The organism is Virgibacillus siamensis, from assembly GCF_039522605.1.
Taxonomy (GTDB): Bacteria; Bacillota; Bacilli; order Bacillales; family Amphibacillaceae; genus Lentibacillus; species Lentibacillus siamensis.
Genome location: NZ_BAAADS010000025.1, coordinates 45,922 through 69,947 on the forward strand (window position 1 = coordinate 45,922; position 24,026 = coordinate 69,947).

Here is a 24,026-nt window from a genome sequence, read left to right on the forward strand (position 1 = left end):
TCTGTTATAGATTGCGGCTTTATTTTATGAAGAAGTTTGAGAACCCTTCTTCTGTATTGTATTTGTTCACATTTGTTTGGTTCACTTTTATAAATTGATTAAATCCTGCTTTCATATCTTCCAAAAAGCGCTCAATCTTTTGTTCGGAACCCTCCACTTTAAGTTCAACACTTCCATCGGCTTTGTTTTGAACCCAACCTGTCAAATTATATTGTGCAGCTTGCTGTTGTGTGGAATACCTGAATCCAACCCCCTGTACACGGCCCGTAACTATAATATGTGCCAACATTTTTATCACCTCTGTATACTATTCTATTACCGTCTGAAAACAGTTTAAAACAATGATTTTATAAAAAACATGAATTTATGACAAATATCGTACGAATTCTGTGTGATAATTATCACATAACTGCCAATCTTCACTATAATTTATTGTTCATTAATTTAATGCGTGATAAGCTGAAGATGTAGTAAAAGTAACTAATTTCATTATATACAATCTGGAAGAGAATAACAGTTATTGAGGTGAACATTTTATGTCAGGTCCTGCTCTACGAAAAGTTGACAGTCATAGCGCAATTCATGAAGCAGCTCTGAACGAAGCTGTTGAATTAACGGAGCTGCTATCTAAACTTCTAAAAGGCGATCACACAGAAAAAGCCGAGGAAATGGCTTACGTGCTGATTGAGCAGTGGGAATCACGAATACTTCAGCATGCAGATTCAGAGGAAGAGGGACTTTATAAGGAAATTGTTGATGAAAAACCGGAATTACGTGATGATATTGTTGCCCTAACAAGAGATCACAATTTACTGCGTATTCTTGTAAATGAAATTAAAGAAACCTTGAAGGAAAGGAATATCAACCAATCTGTCCTTCAACAGTTTCAGTCATTGATTATTATTGATGAACTCCACAATCAAAAGGAAATGGAAGTACTTCCAGATCATGAGCATTAAGATTTTAGAATCCAGTGTTGGAGGTGTGAAATCAATGGAACCGTCCAAAATGGGACCGATGCAATCACTTCGGGTGCTTTTTCCCGATCTCTATCAATTTGTGGTGAATCACCTGGAAGAGACGCACAATATTCACCCGTACGATGTCCAGGCGCATGCATTAAAGGATCAGAATGGCTATCAGCTGATTTTTCATTTTGGTGAGGGCTATGCACATGAAGAGTCTAAGTTTTTTACACTTGATTCGATTAAAAACATGGATGCAGAAATAAAAGAATTCACCAAAACAGTCGGAGAGAAATGTAAAGAGGTAATGATAGCGGATTATTTTAAAATGATGAAAATGTAATTACTTACATCAGAAACTTGGTTATTACCATGCTCATTGGTGACAGCCATAGTTCCACTTTTGCAGTAAAAAAGATTATCTTTTCTTACTGCCAGAAAAGGAGCGGACAGCATGTTTTTGTTTGAAAATGAGGCTAGTTTTGTTGATGACCGCGAGGATTTGCTGGCAATACTTAAAATGCGATTTGGTGAAATACCACCGGGAATTATTCAGGCTATTTATGATATTAAAGAATATGATGCCATCGAACGGTTAATTCTGGTGGCATCGAATGTTCCAAACTTCGAAGTATTTATTGAGGAACTGGAAGAGGGTTCCGGCAGCTTCCGGATATTGGGTGATCGTTTTAATCCAATCCAATCATTTAACGAAAAAGGTGATTTAAATGATGAAAAAAAGTAACAAGCTATTCGAAACCCTTAAACATATCCGTCATGGAGAACGGATCAACAATAACTTCACAGAGGAAAGTCCCCGTCCGCGTGATGCAGAGGATATTTACCGGAGAAGATGGCAGCATGATAAAATTGTCCGGTCGACTCATGGGGTTAACTGCACCGGTTCATGCAGCTGGAAGATTTATGTGAAAGATGGGATTATTACGTCCGAAACACAACAGACTGATTATCCCAGCACAGGCGATGATTTTCCTGAATACGAACCAAGAGGGTGCCCGCGGGGTGCGAGTTTCTCCTGGTATACGTACAGTCCCATCCGTGTAAAGTATCCTTATGTCCGCAGCGATTTATATGAACTGTGGAAACAGGAATGTGAACAGGCAGGCGACCCTGTAAAGGCATGGGAAAACATCACAGGTAACCCTGAAAAACGTGCAAAATATGTCAGTGCACGCGGGAAAGGCGGATTTGTCCGGGCTACATGGCGAGATATGTGTGAAATTATCGCCAGCGCAGCTATCGTTACGATCAAAAAATACGGACCGGATCGTATTGCTGGTTTCAGCCCTATTCCTGCCATGTCAATGGTCAGCTATGCAGCCGGAACCCGATTCTTGTCCCTGATCGGAGGGACCATTTTAAGCTTTTACGACTGGTATGCAGACTTACCGCCTGCATCACCGCAAGTCTGGGGTGAGCAGACAGATGTACCGGAAAGTGCTGATTGGTATAATTCCAAATACTTTATCATTTGGGGAACGAACCTGCCGCAAACCCGGACGCCGGATGCGCATTTCATGGTTGAGGCCAGATATAATGGTACGAAGGTTGTTGGGGTAAGCCCTGACTTTGCTGAATATGAAAAGTTCGCTGATATTTGGCTGCCTGCCCGTGCCGGAACGGATGCAGCACTGGCCATGGCCATGACACACGTTATTTTAAAAGAATTTTACGTAAATAAAGCAACACCTTATTTTAACTCCTATACAAAAAAATACACTGACCTTCCGTTTCTTGTTACGTTAAAAGAAGAGAATGGTGCGTACCGCAGCAACCGTTTCCTTCGTGCATCTGACTTGAATGACAATCAGACAAAAGGTGAATGGAAAACAATTGTATGGGATGACATCACGAATACGCCTGCAACACCGAATGGCAGTATGGGGTTCCGTTGGGATAACGACAACAAATGGAATCTGGACCTTGAAAAACGGGATGGAAGCTTTATTGACCCGACATTGTCGTTTATTGATAAATCGGATGATGTGACCATGGTCCAATTTCCTTATTTCGCCGAAGAAAATGGGGGAGTCGTGGAAAGAGGCGTTCCTGTCAAACATATTCAAAACAAAAATGGTGAGATGATTAAAGTGACGACGGTATATGATCTCATGATGGCACATACAGGTGTTGGCCGCGATTTGCCTGGTGATTACCCAAAAGATTACGATGACCCGAAACCTTATACGCCTGCCTGGCAGGAAAGCATGACAGGTGTAAATAAACATCACGTTATTAAGGTTGCCAAAGAATTTGCTGATAATGCCGAACGTACAAAAGGAAAATCGATGATTGCCATGGGCGGCGGAACAAACCACTGGTATCATAGTGACCAGATTTACCGTGCCATTTTAAACCTTGTCTTATTGACCGGCTCACAAGGAGTTAATGGCGGTGGTTGGGCACATTACGTTGGCCAGGAAAAAGTACGCCCGCAGGAAGGCTGGCAGCAGGTATCTTTCTCTGGTGACTGGCAAAAGGCATCCCGGCTGCAAAACGGTACATCCTATTTCTATTTTCATACGGACCAGTACCGTTATGAAACACAATTAAATGAAGCGGAGTCCGCTTGGGGCAATAAGTATGACTCGATTCACCCAGCTGATATTAACGCACTTTCAGCGAGACTTGGATGGTTGCCGTCTTATCCGCAGTTTACGCAGAACTCAATCGATATTGTAAAAGAAAGCCGTGAAAACGGTGCAAATACGGACCAGGAAGTTATCAACGATGTTGTCGAAAAGCTGAAAGAGGACAAACTGGAATGGGCGATTGAAAATCCGGATGACCCCAGAAACTTTCCAAGGCTTTTCTTTAACTGGCGATCCAATCTTTTGGGTGATAGTGGCAAAGGACACGAATTCTTTGTGAAGCATCTAGTCGGCGGCGACAATCAGGTCCTGGCTGAGCCGGAAAATTCCTGGCAGCCGAAAGATGTAAAAGTAACAGAGGAAGCACCGACTGGAAAGGCCGATTTGCTTGTCAGTGTCGATTTCAGAATGACCAGTTCCGGTTTGTTTTCGGATATCGTTCTTCCGGCAGCAACCTGGTATGAAAAATTTGATATCAGCAGTACGGATATGCATCCATTTGTTCACCCGTTCAATGCTGCTATTTCGCCACCATGGGAAGCAAAAAGTGACTGGAACACGTTCAAAGAGATCAGCAAAGTGTTTTCAGAGCTGGCTGAAAAACATTTACCAGAAACAGAAGAATTGGTGACATCACCCCTGGCACATGACTCGGAAGATGAGGTTGCTCAACCATTTGGGGAGATAAAAGATTGGCGAAAAGGTGAAGTGGAAGCTATTCCAGGCAAAACCATGCCAAACATGAAAGTCGTCAGCCGTGATTTTCCGAATACGTATCAGAAAATGACAACCATGGGACCACTGATCAAAAAGGGTTACGGTGGAAAAGGGGTCACCATCCCCGGTGAGCCAGTTTACGAAGAATTAGGAAACAGGCTTGGAAAATCCAGACGGGACGGAATCGGAAAAGGGAATCCGGATCTGTACACGGACCAACAGGCAATTAATGCGATATTGTTAATGTCCGGTGCAACCAACGGAAAACGTGCAGTTGCCGGCTGGAAGTCACTCGAAGCGAAAACCGGTCAGAAGCTCGGCGATATTTCAGCTGCAAGAGAAGAAGAAGATCATACATTACGTGATTTAACCATTCAGCCGCGAACAGCCATTTCAACACCGGTATGGAGCGGGCTTGAAAAAGACCATCGCCGGTATTCGCCATTCACTGTCAATACGGAATATAACATCCCATGGCGTACACTGACCGGCAGGCAAAGTTTTTATTTGGATCACGAAATGATGCTGGACTTTGGTGAGGGGCTGCCGTTATATTTACCGCCCTTAAACTACGGTCCATTCCTGAAAAACGAACAGGGTGTTAAAGCAAACGGGGATTCCATTACAGTACGGTACCTTACTCCACACCAAAAATGGGGTATCCATACAATGTTTACGGACACTACAAACATGTCAACCTTATTCCGCGGCTGGCAAACGATTTGGATGAACGAAAAAGATGGTGCCTCCATCGGATTGAAAGATAACGATTTTGTTGAAGTATACAACCGGAATGGTGCAATCGCTGCGCGTGTTGTTTTGACTTATCGAATACCAAAGGGAATGGCTTACATGTATCACGCACAGGATCGTACATTAGGTGTTCCGGCAACAACTGTCAGTAAAGATCGCGGCAAGAAAAAGCGCGGTGGTACCCATAACAGTGTCACCCGCATCAGTTTGAAACCGACACACATGATTGGCGGATACTCTCAGCTTAGTTATGGGTTCAATTACTATGGACCTACAGGACACCAGCGAGACACAATCGCGGTTATCAGACCACTTAAGGAGGTTGATTGGCTTGAGAATTAAGGCACAAGTCGCAATGGTAATGCACCTGGATAAATGTATTGGCTGTCATACTTGTTCTGTCACCTGCAAAAATACATGGACAAATCGACCGGGTACGGAATATATGTGGTTCAATAATGTTGAAACGCGTCCAGGTACAGGCTATCCGAAACGCTGGGAAGACACGGATCATTTTAAAGGCGGCTGGGTTTTGAAAAACGGCAAACTGCAGCTTAAAGCAGGCGGACCAATCACTAAACTGATGAATATTTTCTATAATCCGGACATGGCTTCCATGGATGATTACTATGAACCGTGGACATATGACTATCAAAACCTGATTCATAGTCCAAAAGGGGAAAATCTTCCAGTTGGTAGGCCACAATCAGCGATTACAGGCGAATATATTGATAAGCCGGAATGGGGACCGAACTGGGATGATGACCTTGCAGGCGGGAGTGAGTCAGTTTCCAAGGATCCGACCGTTGAAAAGTTACAGGAGCATATCTCGATGCAATACGAAAAAACATTCATGATGTATTTGCCAAGGATATGTGAACACTGCCTTAATCCGTCCTGTGTAGCGTCCTGTCCATCAGGTGCCTTGTATAAGCGGGATGAAGACGGAATTGTGCTGGTTGACCAGGAAGCATGCCGCGGCTGGCGCTTTTGTATGAGCGGCTGCCCATATCATAAAGTTTACTATAACTGGAATACACACAAAGCAGAAAAATGTAATTTCTGCTATCCCCGGACAGAGGCCGGGTTGCCAACGATTTGTTCAGAAACTTGCGTCGGACGTATCCGTTATATTGGAGTTGTTTTGTATGATGCTGATAAGGTGAAAGACGCCGCATCTGTAGAAAATCCCAAAGATTTGTATGAAGCACAGCTTTCCGTGTTCCAGGATCCGTTTGACCCTGAAGTGATTAAAGAGGCGAAAAAAGCAGGAATTAATGATGACTGGATTGAAAGTGCACAGAACTCACCAGTTTATAAAATGGCATTAAAGTGGAAAATTGCATTGCCGTTACATCCGGAGTATCGTACACTGCCAATGGTTTGGTATGTGCCGCCGCTAAGCCCGATTATGAATCATATAACCAATGAAGACGAGCTGGACACAGATGGCTACATTCCAGCTGTCGACCAGATGCGGATTCCAGTGCAATACTTGGCCTCCATCCTGGCAGCAGATGATACAAGTGTAATCCGTAATGTGTTGTTGAAATTGACCGCAATGCGTGTTCACATGCGAGGAAAAACAGTAGGCGGAATCGATGAATTCAGACAAAGCGAATTATTGAAAGAAGCGAATACAACACCGGAAGAAATTGAAGATATGGCACGACTGTTGGGAATTGCCAAGTACAATGAACGATTCGTAATCCCGACCGGTCGCAGGGAGATGGATGGCGATGCATTGTATTACGAACAAGGCGCATGCAGTCTGGAGGATCTTGCTCCACCTGAAGGAGTGGTAACATATCCATTCGGAAAGGGAGTCAGACAATGAATGTTCAAGAGCGTACGCTACTCGTTATCGGTTCCCGGTTGTTAGCATACCCGGATGAGAATTTTATAAATGAACAAATAGATATCCAGGAATGTGTGCAGGATAATATTACATCGGAAGAGATGAAAAAAGAATTAAACAAGGCATTAAAAGCCTTGCACAGCTTATCACCGGAGGAACTCAAACAAACCTATGTTGCAACATTCGACCTAAAAGCAAAACACGGGTTATATCTTACCGCGCATGAATTTGGTGACAGCAGCAAACGTGGTGCGGGATTAATCAAACTGCAAAATATCATCAGCGATGCTGGCTTTGAACGTGTTGATGACGAATTGGCAGATTATTTACCAATGTTATTTGAATTCCTGGCTGTTGCTCCGGACAGCCAGGAAAATGACCGGTTATTACGAAGGCTGGCAGCAGCATTAAAAAGAATACTCAGCAGCATGCCGCTTGACAGTCCATACTATGACATTTTGCATATTTTAGCTATCTATGTTTTTCCGGAACCGACAAAAGAAGAAATTGACAAACTTGAATTTGAGAGGGAAGAAGCGGACCTGGAGGAATTACCATACCCGATTATGTACAAATGATGTAAAGAAAACTCAATATTTAAAGGAGGCGAAAGATATGACCGGGATTTTCTGGTGGGTTATCTTTCCGTATGTAACATTGGCTATCATGGTTTTCGGTCTGTTATATCGCTTTGCATTCCGACAATTAACGTGGGCCGCACCATCAACGGAGTTTTTTGAAAAGAAATGGCTGCGTCTTGGTTCACCGCTCTTTCATTGGGGTATTATATTCGCTTTTATCGGACATATCATGGGAATTGTCATCCCAATGGAATTTTATCATGCGCTAGGAATTTCAGATCATTTGTACCATATGGGTGCAGTTTATGGAGGGGGACTTGCAGGCATCGCAACAGTAGCCGGTCTGGTTATTCTGCTCATTCGTAAAATAGTAATTGACCCGGTAAGAATTCATGCAACATTTGCCGATTTCTTTACTGTTATTGCTCTCTTAATTGTAGCCGGAATTGGTATGGGTATGACAGTTTTTGGGAATTTCACGCCTGAAGAATTTGATTATCGTTCAGCAATCGGTCCATGGTTCAGAAGTTTGTTTATCTTCCATCCGCAATATCAGCTGATGACAGGTATTCCACTTGTTTTCAAATTGCATACGATAACAGCTTTCGGTCTTTTTGCTTCGATTCCGTTTACAAGACTGGTTCATTTTTACAGTATACCAATCACATATCCGACCAGAGCCCCACAGCAATATCGGTCAAGAGCTCAGTACAAAAAGGCAAAATAATGATTTCACATACAATAACGACCAAAGGCGGTTTACAAAAACTTCCTTTGGTCGTTAATTTGTGGCCGGTTAATCCTCATACAGCATAATACCAATCACTTAGAGCAATAATAATATGCATGAAAGCATTCCATATAAGGAGGAAAAAGACGTGTCAGCAAATATTCATATACCACAGTTTCCTGAACCTTACTGGCGGGATTCAGTTAATCTCTCAACGTTTCCACAGCTTCAGGAGTCTGTTAAAACAGATGTCGGTATTGTTGGTGGCGGAATTACCGGGATTACTGCAGCATATTTACTTGCCGAAGAAGGCTTGGATGTGACACTAATCGATGCCGGAGTATTTCTAAACGGAACAACCGGCCATACAACTGCCAAAATCACTGCCCAGCATGGATTAATTTATGATGAATTTTCCCGCCATTTCGGTGTGGAGAAGGCATCTATGTATTACCAGGCAAATATGGAGGCTAAACAATTAATCGAAAATTTGATTGATCAGCACGAGATTAAATGTAATTATCAGCAGGAAGATGCATTTGTCTACGCTACTTCAGAGCAATACCAAGAAAAACTGGAAACCGAAAAAAAAGCATATGACGATCTTGGCATTTCTGGAGAGTTCACCAACAGTATTCCGCTGGGTCTTTCGGTGAAAGGTGCACTTCGTATGGACAACCAGGCACAATTTCATCCATTGAAATATTTAAAGACAATTGTAAAAGAGGCAGAGAAAAACGGTGCGGCATTTTATGAAAATACAACAGCTGTTGATGTTGAATATAACAAACATCCGGCTATCGTAACACGTAACGGCCAACGGATCACCTGCCGCTATGTCATCCAGGCATCACACTATCCGTTTTACGATGGACAAGGATTTTATCCAACCAGAATGTATGCAGAACGGGCGTATGTAATCGCTACTAAAACGCCTAAAAAATTTCCGGGCGGGATCTATATAAACGCCGAATCACCCTCACGATCAATTCGTTCTGCACAAATGGACGGGAAAGAAATGTGGCTGTTTGCCGGAGAAAATCATAAAACCGGACAAGGACAGTCTACGATGGAGCATTACGATGCATTACAACAGTTTGCTGAAGAAAAATTTGGTATATCAGAGTACATGTATCGATGGTCAGCTCAGGATTTAACTACATTAGACAAAATGCCGTACATCGGTCCGGTTACTGGCGGTGAAAATTCCGTCTTCGTGGCGACAGGTTTCCGGAAATGGGGCATGACAAATGGTACAATTGCCGCACGTATTATCACTGATCGAATCCTGAAAAAAGAAAATCCGTATTCCGAATTATATAGTCCATCCAGATTCCAGGCTGATCCCGCTATACGCAAATTTGTGCGCACTAATGCAGATGTAGGAAAACATTTGATAAAAGGAAAATTGGAATATACGAACAATAATATTGATGAACTTACACCAGACAGTGCGATCACAACCCGAATAAATGGAATGCGCGCTGGCGTGTATATGGATAAAGAAAAGAATTTATACGCAGTAGATACAACATGCAAGCACCTTGGCTGTGAAACACACTGGAATTCCGGGGATCGTACATGGGATTGTCCTTGTCACGGCTCACGATATTCTTACACTGGAGAAGTACTGAATGGTCCGGCAAATGAACCATTAAACAAGGTTGACATAAATAAAAAATAAAACGTATGCTTCCCATAAGTTACAGAAAAGCGGCCAAATTGGCTGCTTTTTATGTTCTTCCAAGAATACGGACATAATTGTGTATCAGTTGGACAACAGGATAATGAAATCATTAATGGATTAAATATTCTGAAAAATATCCCGAAGTCGATATAATTAACAAAACAGATGTTAAAATTAAGATTTGATAACAATATACAGAGGTTGTAATGAAATGCCAATTAAAAAACCGGACAAGCTAAAATTATCATTAAGCAATCAGATAAGAACTAAGTAAACTTAACCTGATATGGCACACAAATTTGATTTATATACAAAAGCGGAATTAATCTCAGCGTCATTTTAAACTAAATTTAATGTCAAATGCCAGTTGATATGCACATGTTAACAAATCACATTGACTATAAGCGTAAATTTATAATTTATCTCACTATCATAAGTTTACTTTGTTTTTGAGACAAAACAATGGAATTTATTATGACTTCCGATAATAAATATTATGTAAACTAGAAAATATATTAAAATGAACAGATGTTTTCATGGACATTCCTTCCCCCTTTCCTGCTGGATGTCCATAAAAACACTGGATAAGGTTTTAATACTTTCTAAAAGCGGATTTCTTCACCACGACTCTTATTTCACATATTTTCCACATTGTTCTTACCATCTTCTGTTTCCACGACTGTATCAGCAGGCGGATAAGTTTTTTTAACGAATATAGATAAGATTATCGCAATGAATGATAAAACGGCAATCACCAGAAAAGCGATGTTTACTCCATAAATACCAGGATTTGAAATGGTTGGATCGGTCTGAGTATTTTGTGCTGTCATCGTCATAATTGTAACGAGGATAGCTGTTCCGACAGATGCCGCAATTTGACGCATCGTATTATTCATTGCAGTCCCATGTGGAATCAATTTTTGTGGTAATTGATTCAAACCTGCTGTCGTCACAGGCATCATTACCATTGAGAATCCGAACATACGAATAGCATACGTAACAATCAGGAATGTCAGCGTTGTTGTTGTGCCCAGAAATCCAAAGGCAAAAGTTGCGCCGGTCATAATCGTCAAACCAACGATCGACAACGAACGGGCTCCAATGCGGTCAAATATGCGCCCTGTAACAGGAGACATTAACCCGGAAATAAGAGCACCAGGAAGAAGAACAAGGCCGGATTCTGTCGCTGTGAAACCTCTCATATTCTGCATATAAAGCGGGATTAACGTTTCCGAACCGATCAAACCAAGGAACGTAATCATGCCAATCACTGTTGCAATAGTAAAGATCCTGTATTTGAATACCCTGAACTCTAACATCGGATGCTGCATGCGTAATTGCCGCAAAATAAAGACTGCTAGAGTTAAAGTGCCAACCGCAAGAATGACAATCGTCCTTCCACTGTCCCATCCGTAGTTACCGGCACTTGAAAAACCAAACAAGAGTCCTCCAAAACCTACGGATGATAGAATGATTGATATTATATCGAGTCTTGGATACGTAAGCTCCGTAACATTTCTTAATATAAAATAAGCAACCAAAATAATTACAATAGCTAAAGGTAAAATCAGTAAAAATAAAAATCTCCAGGAATAATTGCTTGTAATCCATCCTGACAGCGTTGGTCCAATAGCCGGAGCAAATGAGATTACGAGTCCAATGTAACCCATCGCCGCCCCCCGTTTATGAATCGGGAAAATTAACAGGAAAACCGTCTGCATTAACGGAAGCATAATCCCAGCTCCAGCTGACTGAATTATTCTTCCCACCAGCAACATGGTGAAATTTGGAGCAAGTCCTCCTACAATTGTTCCTGCAGCAAATACACTCATGGCAGTTATAAACAGTTGACGTGTTGTAAATCGTTCAATCAAAAATGCGGTAATAGGGATCATGACTCCATTTACAAGCATAAAGACAGTGGTCAACCATTGAGCAGTATTAGCTGAAATATTCATTTCATCCATGATCGGAGGAATAGCTGTTATCATTAACGTCTGATTTAAAATTGCAATAAATGAACCTGCTAGTAGTAGGGCAGCCATTAATGTTTTGTTATAAGGTTGTTTCGACATGTATATTCCTCTTTTCTCTCTGAACCAAATAAATCATGTAACTGCAAAATTATACTAGTTATAAGAACGGTTTACAACCATTTCATACTGCTTTACTTCCCCGTAACATCCTAAATGTCCACGTTCCGGAAAGTGCCCAACCATATTCTTTTTTAATTCATCTGTGTTTTATAGGCATTATTCTTAAACTTAATGATAAAATTCCTTTAAATACCAAGCGTCCATGGCATTGTGCTCAGAATTATCCAGTGCTCTATTGAGTGGCACAAATCCAAAATTAATATAAAGATGACTGGCTGCCTCAAGTTTCTTCGACGTTTCTAAGTAACAATGTGTATAATGTTCCTTAGCGAAGTCAAGTGCTGCATTCATCAATTTTTTTGACAAACCTTTACCTTGTGCTTCAGGTTTAATGTATAGCTTTTGTAATTCGCAAATTTTCTCCTTTTGTCCAAATGGCGCAATACCCACGCCGCCTGCCACTTCATCTTGATCATTCACAGCAACCCAATACTTTGAATGTGACCGTTCCTTGTAATAGTGTGCAAGACTGCTTATTTGGGGGTCAAAATAAGCTGTTCTGGGAATATTTAAGTTAAATGATTCCAATGAGCGCTTAATGATTTGCTCCATTGTTTGATTGTCTTTTTCTTCTATCTCGCGAATCTTCATCTTTCATCCCTCATGTTTGAATAATTTTATTTTTATTGTTTTAGACATTGCCAATATATTTTGCAATAATACTGATTAATCTATCTGGATAGACAGTTTCCAATCAAACCATCGTCCATGTCCATCCGTTTCACCCATAGTTCGTTCCTGTAGGCTACCTTTCATATAAGAATCAACATGCAACTTTCTATCTTCCATATTGTTGTAAATATGAAATGTGTCCCGGCGGCTGCCTATTTTTTGAACATTTTTGATCAACTCATGTTTCGTACTGTCAGGCATTTGGTTGGCTACATGAGTATGATAGATACAAATAATACTATCATCAGGAATATGCCCAACTATTTTTGGCAGTAAAGTAACTCCGTCCCCTTCTCTTAATTGAGGAGGATTTAATCGCAGCTGCTTTACTGATGTTTCAAAAATTTCTTGTCTTTCCTTATGTTCCGGCCAAATAAGCGCTTTTAGCCATAAATATTCCATTTCATTCGTTAAATCGCTAATATGTATATCAACTCCCAGTCTGAAATTCACTGGAGGAATCACAGATAGGTTAGTTGGGATATTCCCTTCACGTATTTCAGAAGTTAACTGAACAATCGACGCTCTATTTCCATAAATTTTACTGTTATTGTATGAGTATGAATAATGATCCCATAATAATTGAAGTCCAGCACTGGACCCTATTTCTATTAGAGCAAGAGGCCTTTTGGTTTGTTGATAAATCGTACAAAAAACTGGATATAAATAAGCGCAGCGTTGTACTTCATTTGTTTGAACCAGCTTGTTTTTAAGGATGAATTTTATTTCTTCCGCATAACGGATACAAAAATTTTTGAAGTATGGGAAGGCATTCCTTTCATTGCGGGGAGCAGTTACTAAACTTGGGTAAAACTCCCGCAATGGATGTTTTCTGCCTTGCAGTAATAGATAATGGACCGCACCAAACAGCAAATTTGGAATTGGTTGACCTTCCCTGGCATGTAAACATAGATTTAATAATTCATTATCCTTCGCAATCTGCAAGGACAAATTTTTATAAAGATCGCTTGAACCTTCGCACTCCAAAACAGCGAAGTCCTCAAACTTCACAGCTATCCATTCAGTATTCATACCCTCGCTCCTCTTTGTTCAGCTCTGAAGCCAGTAATCATGTTATTTAAAGGTAAATAAAAGTTGGAAATCACTTAATACTGCTGGAAACAAACATGGAGGCATCCTGATTCATAAAAATATGATTTCCATGATAAAATGTTCTAATTTCAGTTGATTGAAACCCAATCTCAAATAAAATGTTTTTCAGTTCTTCATGAGAGAAACCATTATGGACCTTCGGATGCGTTATTTTGTCGTTTTTATCAAAATCAATAATAATTAGTTTACCATCATTATTTAATACGTTGTACAATTTTTGCAGGATTTTGTCAGTATCCGGAATATGAAGGAGAACTAATGACATTAACACTATATCTGCCTTAAGTTCAGGAGTTTCTATGGTAAAATCTGAATAAAGTACTTTCGAGTTTGTTATTCCTCTACGGGCGATTTTTGCTTGCGCTGCATCCAGCATTTGTTTTGATGAATCAACCAACAGAATAGTGTCCACTAAATCTGTTAACTCTAAACTAATTAGCCCGGTGCCACTTCCATAATCTAATAATGATGTTGAATTGCTGTTTTGCAATTCTGGTCTTACTTCCTTAACTATAACTTTAGCTAATTCCATTCTTTCTTTTGTATCATATTTTTTTGCCATCTGTTCAAAAACATTGTTTTCCATATTTAACTCTCCAATTAATTTAATGGTTTTTGATAAGCGGTACCATTGGGAAGCTGCGTGCATATTTAATTTCCAGATAAAAATCAAGCAACGCATCATAACTACGCTGCTCCAAGCTATTTCACGAATCAAATAAATTCATACTGAGGTACCGTTCTCCTGTATCAGGAGCTATGCATAAAATTTTCTTTCCACTGCCTAAGCGTTTTGCAACTTGAATTGCTGCAAAAACTGCCGCCGCACCTGACAGTCCAATGAATACTCCTTCTTCACGGGGAAGCTTTCTAAACATATCCACCGCATCGTCATCATCAATTTGCATAATCTCATCGTAAACATCAGTATTTAGGATATCAGGTACAAAACCCGGGCTTGTTCCAACTAATTTATGCGGTCCAGGTTCTCCGCCTGATAATACCGGGGATCCTTTTGGTTCGGCTACCACAATGTGTAATCCTGATATTTTGGCTTTTAATGTTTCGCCTGTTCCTGTTACAGTCCCGCCGGTTCCAGCCGTACAAACAAATGCATCAAGCTCACCGTCCATCTGGTCAACTATTTCTGCTGCTGTCGTTGTTCGATGAATATCAGAATTAGCATCATTTTCAAACTGCTGGGGAATAAAACTTCCTGGAATTTCATTCTGAAGCTCTTTTGCCTTTTGAATCGCACCAGGCATTTTTTCAGCACTTGGTGTGAGCACAACTTTAGCCCCGAAAGCTTTTAATATGTTTCTGCGTTCCTGCGTGCTGTTATCAGGCATTACTAGAATTACCTGATAACCCTTTGCTGCACCATTCATTGCAAGACCGATCCCCGTATTCCCGCTTGTAGGTTCAATAATTGTATCGCCGGGCTTTATAACCCCTGCATCTTCCGCTTGTTTTATCATGTTATATGCAGCACGATCTTTGACACTTTTGCTCGGATTGTTTGATTCCAGCTTCACAAAAATATCTGCTGCATCTTCCGGCACGATCTTATTTAACCTTACAACCGGCGTTTCACCTATTAATTCCGTCATGTTCTGTACAACTTTCATTGGATATCAACCTTTCTCCATCAATCTTTTGCCCTGTGCATAAAATTCCTTCATATCCTGTTCAGGCACCAGTGAACCTCCTGTTGCCCAAGCGATGTGCGTAATGTTTTCTTCCGGTAACTCATTTTCCTTTATATATTTCTGCACACGTGCAGGGCCAATTAATCCGGCAGTTGCGGATGGTTCCAGAAAAATGTCTTCCGTATCTGCAAGCCGGGTCAAATAACGGTACAATTCATTATCTTCAACCGTATAGATCCCGCTGATGAGCTTATCACTAACTTTTGTTGCAAATGCGGATGGACGGCCAACTGCAAGACCGTCTGCTTCGGTCTGGTTATCGATTCCGAAATCCTGAACACTGACATTCTCCATTTTTCCAGTCAACAGTCCAATCATTACAGATGGAGAGTGAGTCGGTTCCACGAAGAAACAATGTACATGTTCACCAAATACATGTTTTAACCCAAACGTGATACCGCCTGGTGAACCGCCTACACCACATGGTAAGTAAACAAACAGCGGGTTTTCCTTATTCACCTTAATTTTCTTTTCATGCAACTGTTTTTGTAATTCAAATGCAGCAACACTGTATCCGAGAAACAAATGCTTTGAATCCTCATCATCCACAAAGTATGCTTTCGGATCATTGATTGTCTGTTCACGTCCTGAACGGATTGCCTCACTGAAGTCACCGGAAAATTCATATACGAAAGCTCCACGGCTCCGAAGCAGATCTTTTTTCCATTGCTTGGCATCCGAAGACATATATACCGAAACGTTAAAACCAAGCTGAGCACTTATTGTACCGATACTCAAGCCTAAATTACCAGTTGATCCGACCCCAATCGCATACTGGCTAAAAAATTTTTTAAACTGGTCTGTTGCAAATACCTCATAATTGTCATTAGCTGACACCATTCCCGCATCGATGGCCAGACACTCAGCATAATGAAGGATTTCATAAAGACCGCCTCTTGCTTTAATGGATCCGACAATCGGCAGCTCATTATCACACTTTACGTACAAATCTCCTTCAACAGACATTTGATTATCCTTAAATTTTGTGATCTGTCTTAACGGAGATTCAATTATCCCGTCTGATTCCGGGAATACGTTACGCAGAAATGGTCTGAATCTCTCCCATAGCTTTTCAGCGTATGCCATATCCTCCTTGGAAATCGGCAGTGAGTCCAGGTTTTCCTGTTCATGTAAATGTGGATTCGACCAATAAACAGGGTTTAAGTTAATAATATCATCAAGAATTGGATATTTTTCTTTCCATTTTACAACTTCCTGCTGTGAAAAAACCATCATGACCACCCTCTCTTGCCATTTTCAATCGTTATCTTTCCAATTTTATACTATCATGATACAACAAAAAGCCCAATCAAAAAGCGGACCATCACTCGAACAGTCAGCTTTGTTTGCTTGTTTACATGCATATGCAGAAGCTGGCGGTGATTAAAAAGTGTTCTATATGCTAAATTCGGTCAACTCAAACACCATCAACTGTTCTGAAAACCATCCAGCTTTCTTTTTATTTTTTTACGGTAGCTGCTACTGAACCATTCTTTTCCTCCACGCATTATTTCCGTTGCATAAAGAGAAGATGGTGCTGTCTCATCCGTTTTATCAATTCCAATAAATGTCAGTACCTGGTACAGTTCACTGGTGACGTTCACAGGCACAATTGCCGGACGGTAAATCCGATTGTCTACACCTTCCCGTTTATATAAATATGCTAATGCTTCGGATGGGATTTTGTATACTTTCCCTTCTACACTTTCCGATTTATTTTCAACAATATCAGCCTTCCCGCCATCATCTGTCTTAACAGAAAAACGGAATTCAAATCCGTTAAGCACACCGGAACCAAACACTTCAGTAAAAAAATGATCCGCTCCAGCACTCCGAAAACGCTCATCATCAAGACAGGATCCATATGCAAAATACAGCAGATGACCCTGCTTTATGTATTGATAAACACACCAGTCTCCTGAGGAAATCTCGCAAGTGGAATAATTCATGGATTGTGCTGCAGTATAGACAATAGCAAGGCATTCTTCCCCTGATTCATTCCATACTGAGGTCGTAACCTTGTTATATAAATTATCAGATCTTCCATCCTCAAACCCTTCCAGCGCATCAATTATTTTCATTTGTGAGTCCGTCACATTATATAGTTCCCCAAATACACAGGATGAATCATTCAGCTGCATAACCGGATAATCTTTGTCCGTATCAAACAACTTTCCACGAACGCGGCATTGTGAATATATACACGCTGCTCCCTCCAAATAATCATGATTTCGACCGCCCATACGTAATGTTCCATAAACAAACACGTTTGTCACTTGTATCCCCTCCCGTATTAATTGATCATATCATAACCTTTTATTACGATAAAAAGCCACCGATTATCAAATACCCATACAAGTATATGTTGATACCCCTCTAATCAAGAGAAGTTATAGCTTTGCTAGGTATATAGGGATACATGCATAGGTATTTATGTATCTCATTAAAAATTCCGGATACCTCCTATGAGATATCCGGAAATGCGTTCGTATCATTTCATTGTAACGTTTACTTAAAAATTATGCTTACTTTGTTTGGCCTTAAAGAAGTCCCCGCTTCCACGCTTTACTTTTTTCCCATCGCTTTGATCCATTTCATAATCTGCCCTTTTCAGATGGGGAATATGTTTGGAACAATGGATGTAAGCCTCCTCGACTTCTATAACAACCCACCGTTCAGCTTTTTGCCCTTCCTCAGATTCAATTTTGTTTAAATACGCTTCTGTAATATTTAGCGAAGACAGTCTTTCGTGTTCGATAATTTTTGCCTTCCCATTTACATGTAATCCAATTTTATGCTCAAAGAAGTCAAGAAACAGCAGACCGATATGCGGGTTTTCTATAATATTTCCTAAGCTGGACATTACACCATTACCCTTGTATTCAGGATAAATTAGTATGTGTTCGTTAATGATTTTCACAAAACCCTTCCCACCGGAACGAAAAGAGGTATCACAATTCCCATCGCTGTCGGCAGTGGATATAAACATCATATCCTGATCTATAATAAATTCCTGCATTAATTCATTTAGAAAGCTTAACATTTGGTTATTATAAAATGAAAACGCCCGTTTCTTCGTCCCATTTTCTTCCTGTAGCATATGTTCGCCTCTTTTGTCAGACATCTGGACCCTCCTGATGAATTTCAACGGATATATTATAACGCAAATGCAGTGACAGGGAAATATTTATCTGCTGCAGCTATTGTAATCTGGGATATCTGAACCGAAATCATTGACGCGTAATAAACGCACATTTATCCTTACAAAAAAACGCCTCCCTGCCAAAGCCTTCACTTGCAAGGGAGACGTTCACAAATATCGTTTATTACCTGGACGATTCTTGTTTTCCGGATTGTATTCCATTTGATAAAATAGTTTTCCTGCAATCTTATTTTACGAGTTTGGCCAGATTGGTAAATTCCAGTTCGGTAAACTTGTCCTCGATTTGTTTTTTATCATATTTCCATACCGCATTTTCTATCGGGCAGGAGACGGGAACATCACAGTTTATCTCAGCAAGCTCCCTTGATAAATGCAGCAAATCCAGATTATTTTTAATTTTGGTCTGGATTCCTTTTGACAACTGATCCATATTGGCAAGAATATTATCGATTGAGTCGTACTCCTTGATAAGCTTCATCGCTGTTTTTTCTCCGATCCCTTTAACTCCAGGATAGTTATCCGATGTATCGCCCATCAAACCTTTCAAATCAATTATCTGCTTCGGCGTAATTCCTTTTTTCTCCAGGAAATTAGTGTGTTCATACACATCATAGTTACCTTGTCCCTTCTTCATGATGGCAACACTGATGCCTTCATCGACCAGCTGCAGAATATCCTGATCCCCTGTGAGAATAAGTACTTCACTGTCGGTGGAAAAAGTTCGTGCAAGTGTTCCGATACAATCATCCGCTTCAAAATTTTCCACTCCGACATTCGGCATATCAAAAGCTTCCGTCACTTCCTTCACCAGTTCGAACTGTGGAATCAGTTCTTCCGGCGGTTCTGATCTATTTGCTTTATACCCTTCAAACATTTCAGTGCGGAATGTTTTACTTCCCATATCCCAACAGCAGATCACATGTGTCGGTTCAAATGTGTCAACAGCATCCAGAAAGTACCGCAAAAATTGATAAACACCGTTCGTTGGGACCCCGCTGCTTGTCTTCATGAAGTTTCCCCGGAATGCGGTTGCGAAAAATCCGCGGAACAACAATGCCATTCCATCAACAAGTAATATATTTCCTTCTCTCGTCATCCTTTCACCACCTCATTTTCTTCTTCAAGTATCGAAACAAGCATATCCTGTTTTGCCTGTAATACCTTAGGATCAACTGAACGATCATCCATCACGGATAACAGGTTATCAATGTATAAATCGATATGCTTATGAATTTCCTGCCTTATATAATCTGTCACTGTCTGCCATTGCTTCAAATAAGCATCTTGCATGTGCTGTTGATTCTTTTCCAGATAGCGTTCAGCAGCGGGTGATATCCTGCTGTACATTGCTTCTTTCATTGTTTCTTTCTCATTTTTTGCAAAAAATGCTTTCGTCCCGTTGAACAATTTTAATTCTTTACGGAAATCATCCGTCTTCAAGTCAACTAACGCCTGCTTATATGATGGTGTGGCAAGTTCCAGATCAGTAAAGTCCGGCAGCAAAAATTCAGGGTCAATTTGTTTGCTGCTGTTTGAAAAATCATGTTGCAATTCCGTTTGCAGTTCCTTCATAAAACCCTCCACCCGAAGCGAAACAGCTCGTAGCTCCTGCAGCAGTTCATATCCTGTATAATCCAATAATTCCTGAAGCTGCTTCTCCAGCTGCAGTAATGCTTTTCTTCCTGATTCGGTAATCGTTGCCGGGTTAAATGTTTCTTTAAAAAAGTCATGAAAGCGAATGGACAACCGTTCCAACACGTAATAAAGCTGCTTTTCAATTTTCTGGACAATCTTTTGCTCACCTGCTGAACGATCTATCGAAATTGCAACATCTTTCAGTGCGGCACGTTTTGACTGCAATTCATTACGATACGCTTCTTTTTCTTCTTCGTTCAGCTGAAGTGAATCCAGATACTGTCTGGTAGTCTGCAATGCCCGAAGCATATCACGGCCGGCAGACTGTATAGTAATAGCCGCCAGTTCATGATGAATAAAATGATTAAAGTCCGCTTGAAATGCAGCCATTTGATCATTTAACGGAATATTCTCCTGTTTATCCTTCAGTGACTGTTTACTGGAAATCGGATACAACCTCGGAAAGCGAATTCCCAGCATTGTCAACTGCTCTTCAATATAATCTGATACCAGCGTTAATTCTGCATCATCAGCCGCTAAATCAGCTGCATTCATGATGAAGAACATTTTATCGAGTTCAAATGCATCTTTTACGCGCCCAAGCTGCAATAGAAAGTCTTTATCTGCCCTGGCAAGTGCATGATTATAATACGTAACATACAGAATCGCATCTGCATGCTTAATATAATCAAACGCAACATTTGTGTGGCGGGAGTTAACAGAATCTGCTCCGGGCGTATCGACCAGAGTAATTCCATCTCTTGTCAGCTGACAGTCATAATACAGATCGACCGATTCAATATAACAGGCTTTTGCTTCATCGGTTACAAATGCTTCAAACGAATCAATATCAATCGTAATACTTCCATCAGTCGCTTTCATATAATCGTGATAGCCATCGATAATTGCCCGTAAATAGTTCTGATGTGATTGATGAAGATCACGGTGCTCATGAATGTTATTTTCCATCATCCAATCGACCAATCGCTCAAAATCAGCAGATGGCGGGTCAAGCCTTTTCATAAGCTGTTCCAAATCGTTCGTCAGTGTTTCCGTATCCTTCAGAGTAACAATAACGGTGCCGTGGTTAACTTCATCATCAACAGGATTAATCCGGTTAATCACAGCTGTTGTCGGATTTGGTGACACAGGCAATACATTGTTACCCAGAAGTGCATTGGCAAATGATGATTTACCTGCACTGAATGCCCCGAATAATGCTATAGTAAACGACCGCTTTGTCAAACGATGCTGTTTTTCCGATAAATCATCCATAATAGACTGAAAACCTGGCAGATCCTGAATCGTATCCATGACATTGCCGATTTTTTCAAGCGTTTTCCCTGCTGATGAACTCACTTTTTCCTCAGGTTTAACCATCGTTGCTACAGTCTCTTCTTCCTGCTTCCCATTCGCATACATACTTTTGGTTGCCTTTTTAACTGGCTTATGTCTGCTTACAAGCTCCTGTTCCATCTTCTCACGGACAGTTTCGTCCGGTTCAGGACTTTGGTAAGCTATTTCGAGCTGATTTCGTTTCCGCTGTAAATCATTTTTCAGATCTTCCCGATTCTGATTTATTTCCAATAATTTTTGCAGTTTTTGCATTTCCGGTTCATAATCTTTCAGTTCTTTATTGACCTGCTGATTCAGGATTCCCTGAATTTGTTCCCAAATGCGAAGCGCCTCTCTTTTAAAGCGCTGTTTAATGTTAGAGCTGACATCATTCGTATAAATTAATACATAATCACCATTCACTTTCGCTCCCGGCTTTTGCAGGGCGGACAGCTGTTCTTCGCCAAAATCAATCCCTATATGCTGAATCGTATTGGAAAGCTGCTGATCATAAATATGAAATTCCTTCAGTAAATCGGAAAATTTATCCCGAAGCTTCCACTGAATGGAAGTTTCCATGGTTTCCTTCAGCGATTGATAAAAGTCATCCAAGCGCTTCTTCCGTTCTTCCTCTGTTTTCTTTTTTGAGGCAAATATCCCTGCCTTGAAATCACGTTGCTGGGATTCCAAATAAATTTCGGCTTTATCGCGCAGCACTGCCGGCATTAGGTAGGCATTTTTAAGGGTTGTATTCAGTTCGGCAAAAAATGCTTCTTCTACTTTTTTCGGGTAATGCTTAACCGACTCTATCTCCTCATTTACAGCGGCCAATCTGGATGCAGCATCTATCCCGTCATGCTCCGAAGTATTTTCCGGAAGTATTTCTTCGTATGCATCCTGCAGAAACTTCCTGTGTGCTTTTGTCACCTGGTTGGCTGAACGTTCGATGTTCATTACTGCCAGTTTGTCTGTCATGATAGCCGTTAACTTATCTTTGATATCAGGAAGCTGGTTATGAACGGCAGTAGGAACTGTCAGCGACGAATAATAAATTTTTTCCGGGTTAAGTTCCCACTGTTTGAACGTTTGGTTGATACTTTGCGTAAATTTGTCAAATGTAATTTCACGTTCATCATGTTTATCGATTTGATTAATAATAATATAGAACGGTATTTCAAAGTCCTGCACCATTTTTAAGAATTGCAAATTGACTTCCGACTGTACATGGTTATAATCCATCACATAGAAAAGCCGGTCAACGAGATGAAGCGACGATTCAGTCATCAATCGATCGGCATCATCTGCCGCATCAATTCCCGGTGTGTCCATAATGATACAGTCCTCAGGTAACAACGCCTCCTTTGTACTGATACCAATCGCTCTGATATCTGTTTTATCTTTGGCGTATTCCTTGATCATGTCAATGTCATATGGTTCGTCATATTCCAATGGCTCATGATTATGAAAATAAACGGTGGCCGCACCACGTCCGGATTTTATTTTTACCACGTTTGCGCTCGTTGGAATCGGACTCTTCGGCAAAATCTGTTTTCCCAGTAATTCATTGATCATGGATGATTTCCCAGCAGAAAAATGACCAGCAAAACTGATCATGATTTCCTGATGATTATTTTTTTCATATACATCTAATAGTTTAGCAGCATTTTCATTATCACCGTGTTCCAGCATGACCTGATACAGGCTGGTCAAATGCTTATTTGTGATAGATTGCTTTGGTAAGGTTTGCATCATGATGATAAAATTCCTTCCTAATAAACATTTCCAGTTTCCATTATACGATTTTTTGACTTGTTTATCTACCGGCTAAAAACTGGGAAGCATTTTTCGCTGAATTCGGATTTGACCGCGATGATTAATTTCATCTTCAAATGTATGAAACCAGATGAAATAATTATTGGACGGGTAGCTGGCCCAGTTTCGTTCCACATAAAGCCAGTCGTCATTCCGCCTTTTAAATTCAGTAAGTGTTCTATTTCGGACTTTATCCAGTTTTTCTATGTAGTAGTCCAGTGGTTTTCCCTTAATCTTGTGACGCCCTTTTTCACCAAGGGAAACTGGTGGTCCCCACTCCTGAATTTCTGCATCGGTTGGCTCTCGTTCATCAAATGTTTCGATTTGAAAACTAAATTCAACGGCAGCCATGTGCATCAAAAGTGCCCCAATCGAATTGGCATCAGCTGCATGAAGGTAATCCAATTGTTCCGTCGTTAATCCTTTAACCGCCTGCAATGTGGTGGTTCTTGCATAGTTCATCATGTGAACCAGATGTCCAATTTGCGGCGTATAACCATCCAAGTTCTTAATTTTGAATTCCATTTC

20 protein-coding genes are annotated in these 24,026 nt (G+C 40.6%); 8 read left to right on the top strand and 12 right to left on the bottom strand.

The window, feature by feature from the left end:
- Positions 1–19: 19 nt before the first annotated feature.
- A complete protein-coding gene (locus ABD010_RS15500; RefSeq protein ID WP_343815068.1) occupies positions 20–289 on the bottom strand; it encodes an acylphosphatase in 270 nt (89 codons plus the stop codon).
- A gap of 247 nt (positions 290–536) precedes the next feature.
- On the opposite strand from ABD010_RS15500, the gene ABD010_RS15505 reads away from it, so the two are divergent.
- From ABD010_RS15505 to ABD010_RS15540, 8 genes are all read left to right on the top strand, one after another.
- Positions 537–959: a hypothetical protein gene (locus ABD010_RS15505; protein WP_343815070.1), complete on the top strand. Its 423-nt coding sequence runs from the start codon at positions 537–539 to the stop codon at positions 957–959.
- Between the two features lie 34 nt (positions 960–993).
- Complete coding sequence (locus ABD010_RS15510; RefSeq protein WP_343815073.1) at positions 994–1,308, top strand: hypothetical protein; 315 nt, start codon at positions 994–996, stop codon at positions 1,306–1,308.
- A gap of 111 nt (positions 1,309–1,419) precedes the next feature.
- Positions 1,420–1,710: a hypothetical protein gene (locus ABD010_RS15515; RefSeq protein ID WP_343815074.1), complete on the top strand. Its 291-nt coding sequence runs from the start codon at positions 1,420–1,422 to the stop codon at positions 1,708–1,710.
- Positions 1,697–5,389, top strand: coding sequence for a nitrate reductase subunit alpha (locus ABD010_RS15520; protein ID WP_343816344.1), 3,693 nt, complete (start codon positions 1,697–1,699; stop codon positions 5,387–5,389). Before ABD010_RS15515 ends, ABD010_RS15520 begins: the two co-directional genes overlap by 14 nt.
- Positions 5,379–6,884: a nitrate reductase subunit beta gene (gene narH / locus ABD010_RS15525; RefSeq protein ID WP_343815076.1), complete on the top strand. Its 1,506-nt coding sequence runs from the start codon at positions 5,379–5,381 to the stop codon at positions 6,882–6,884. The genes ABD010_RS15520 and narH overlap by 11 nt, the downstream gene beginning before the upstream one ends.
- Complete coding sequence (narJ, locus tag ABD010_RS15530) at positions 6,881–7,483, top strand: nitrate reductase molybdenum cofactor assembly chaperone (RefSeq protein ID WP_343815079.1); 603 nt, start codon at positions 6,881–6,883, stop codon at positions 7,481–7,483. The genes narH and narJ overlap by 4 nt, the downstream gene beginning before the upstream one ends.
- Positions 7,484–7,520: 37 nt before the next feature.
- On the top strand, positions 7,521–8,213 hold the full coding sequence (gene narI, locus ABD010_RS15535) for a respiratory nitrate reductase subunit gamma (protein WP_343815082.1): 693 nt from the start codon (positions 7,521–7,523) through the stop codon (positions 8,211–8,213).
- 115 nt (positions 8,214–8,328) lie between these two features.
- A complete protein-coding gene (locus tag ABD010_RS15540) occupies positions 8,329–9,900 on the top strand; it encodes an FAD-dependent oxidoreductase (RefSeq protein WP_390350827.1) in 1,572 nt (523 codons plus the stop codon).
- A 638-nt stretch (positions 9,901–10,538) separates the two neighbouring features.
- Here ABD010_RS15540 and ABD010_RS15545 read toward each other — a convergent pair.
- The 11 genes from ABD010_RS15545 to ABD010_RS15595 all read right to left on the bottom strand — a co-directional run bounded on the left by ABD010_RS15545 (position 10,539) and on the right by ABD010_RS15595 (position 24,023).
- Entirely contained in the window at positions 10,539–11,978 is a 1,440-nt protein-coding gene (locus tag ABD010_RS15545; RefSeq protein ID WP_343815088.1) for a DHA2 family efflux MFS transporter permease subunit, read from the bottom strand.
- A 189-nt stretch (positions 11,979–12,167) separates the two neighbouring features.
- Entirely contained in the window at positions 12,168–12,650 is a 483-nt protein-coding gene (locus tag ABD010_RS15550; RefSeq protein WP_343815090.1) for a GNAT family N-acetyltransferase, read from the bottom strand.
- Between the two features lie 75 nt (positions 12,651–12,725).
- Entirely contained in the window at positions 12,726–13,763 is a 1,038-nt protein-coding gene (locus tag ABD010_RS15555; protein ID WP_343815092.1) for a DUF2332 domain-containing protein, read from the bottom strand.
- A 70-nt stretch (positions 13,764–13,833) separates the two neighbouring features.
- On the bottom strand, positions 13,834–14,430 hold the full coding sequence (locus ABD010_RS15560; protein WP_343816347.1) for a class I SAM-dependent methyltransferase: 597 nt from the start codon (positions 14,428–14,430) through the stop codon (positions 13,834–13,836).
- A 121-nt stretch (positions 14,431–14,551) separates the two neighbouring features.
- A complete protein-coding gene (cysK, locus tag ABD010_RS15565) occupies positions 14,552–15,472 on the bottom strand; it encodes a cysteine synthase A (RefSeq protein ID WP_343815095.1) in 921 nt (306 codons plus the stop codon).
- A gap of 6 nt (positions 15,473–15,478) precedes the next feature.
- The gene (gene dsdA / locus ABD010_RS15570) at positions 15,479–16,789 is read right to left on the bottom strand and encodes a D-serine ammonia-lyase (RefSeq protein WP_343815098.1); all 1,311 of its coding nucleotides are present in this window, start codon (positions 16,787–16,789) and stop codon (positions 15,479–15,481) included.
- A gap of 191 nt (positions 16,790–16,980) precedes the next feature.
- The gene (locus tag ABD010_RS15575; protein WP_343815101.1) at positions 16,981–17,829 is read right to left on the bottom strand and encodes a gamma-glutamylcyclotransferase family protein; all 849 of its coding nucleotides are present in this window, start codon (positions 17,827–17,829) and stop codon (positions 16,981–16,983) included.
- Positions 17,830–18,065: 236 nt separating this feature from the next.
- A complete protein-coding gene (locus ABD010_RS15580; protein WP_343815103.1) occupies positions 18,066–18,677 on the bottom strand; it encodes a pyridoxamine 5'-phosphate oxidase family protein in 612 nt (203 codons plus the stop codon).
- A gap of 265 nt (positions 18,678–18,942) precedes the next feature.
- Positions 18,943–19,812, bottom strand: a complete 870-nt coding sequence (locus ABD010_RS15585; protein WP_343815104.1) for a 5'-3' exonuclease — start codon at positions 19,810–19,812, stop codon at positions 18,943–18,945.
- Positions 19,809–23,438, bottom strand: a complete 3,630-nt coding sequence (locus ABD010_RS15590) for a dynamin family protein (protein ID WP_343815106.1) — start codon at positions 23,436–23,438, stop codon at positions 19,809–19,811. Before ABD010_RS15590 ends, ABD010_RS15585 begins: the two co-directional genes overlap by 4 nt.
- Before the next feature lie 72 nt (positions 23,439–23,510).
- A complete protein-coding gene (locus ABD010_RS15595; protein ID WP_343815108.1) occupies positions 23,511–24,023 on the bottom strand; it encodes a DinB family protein in 513 nt (170 codons plus the stop codon).
- Between the last annotated feature and the right edge of the window lie 3 nt (positions 24,024–24,026).

Excerpts from the sequence above, each read along its gene's own strand:
- ABD010_RS15500 (WP_343815068.1), bottom strand. The coding sequence starts at position 289 with ATGTTGGCACATATTATAGTTACGGGCCGTGTACAGGGGGTTGGATTC.
- ABD010_RS15505 (WP_343815070.1), top strand. The coding sequence starts at position 537 with ATGTCAGGTCCTGCTCTACGAAAAGTTGACAGTCATAGCGCAATTCAT.
- ABD010_RS15510 (WP_343815073.1), top strand. The coding sequence starts at position 994 with ATGGAACCGTCCAAAATGGGACCGATGCAATCACTTCGGGTGCTTTTT.
- ABD010_RS15515 (WP_343815074.1), top strand. The coding sequence starts at position 1,420 with ATGTTTTTGTTTGAAAATGAGGCTAGTTTTGTTGATGACCGCGAGGAT.
- ABD010_RS15520 (WP_343816344.1), top strand. The coding sequence starts at position 1,697 with ATGAAAAAAAGTAACAAGCTATTCGAAACCCTTAAACATATCCGTCAT.
- narJ (WP_343815079.1), top strand. The coding sequence starts at position 6,881 with ATGAATGTTCAAGAGCGTACGCTACTCGTTATCGGTTCCCGGTTGTTA.
- narI (WP_343815082.1), top strand. The coding sequence starts at position 7,521 with ATGACCGGGATTTTCTGGTGGGTTATCTTTCCGTATGTAACATTGGCT.
- ABD010_RS15540 (WP_390350827.1), top strand. The coding sequence starts at position 8,329 with ATGCATGAAAGCATTCCATATAAGGAGGAAAAAGACGTGTCAGCAAAT.
- ABD010_RS15545 (WP_343815088.1), bottom strand. The coding sequence starts at position 11,978 with ATGTCGAAACAACCTTATAACAAAACATTAATGGCTGCCCTACTACTA.
- ABD010_RS15550 (WP_343815090.1), bottom strand. The coding sequence starts at position 12,650 with ATGAAGATTCGCGAGATAGAAGAAAAAGACAATCAAACAATGGAGCAA.
- ABD010_RS15555 (WP_343815092.1), bottom strand. The coding sequence starts at position 13,763 with ATGAATACTGAATGGATAGCTGTGAAGTTTGAGGACTTCGCTGTTTTG.
- ABD010_RS15560 (WP_343816347.1), bottom strand. The coding sequence starts at position 14,430 with ATGGAAAACAATGTTTTTGAACAGATGGCAAAAAAATATGATACAAAA.
- cysK (WP_343815095.1), bottom strand. The coding sequence starts at position 15,472 with ATGAAAGTTGTACAGAACATGACGGAATTAATAGGTGAAACGCCGGTT.
- dsdA (WP_343815098.1), bottom strand. The coding sequence starts at position 16,789 with ATGATGGTTTTTTCACAGCAGGAAGTTGTAAAATGGAAAGAAAAATAT.
- ABD010_RS15580 (WP_343815103.1), bottom strand. The coding sequence starts at position 18,677 with ATGTCTGACAAAAGAGGCGAACATATGCTACAGGAAGAAAATGGGACG.
- ABD010_RS15585 (WP_343815104.1), bottom strand. The coding sequence starts at position 19,812 with ATGACGAGAGAAGGAAATATATTACTTGTTGATGGAATGGCATTGTTG.
- ABD010_RS15590 (WP_343815106.1), bottom strand. The coding sequence starts at position 23,438 with ATGATGCAAACCTTACCAAAGCAATCTATCACAAATAAGCATTTGACC.
- ABD010_RS15595 (WP_343815108.1), bottom strand. The coding sequence starts at position 24,023 with ATGGAATTCAAAATTAAGAACTTGGATGGTTATACGCCGCAAATTGGA.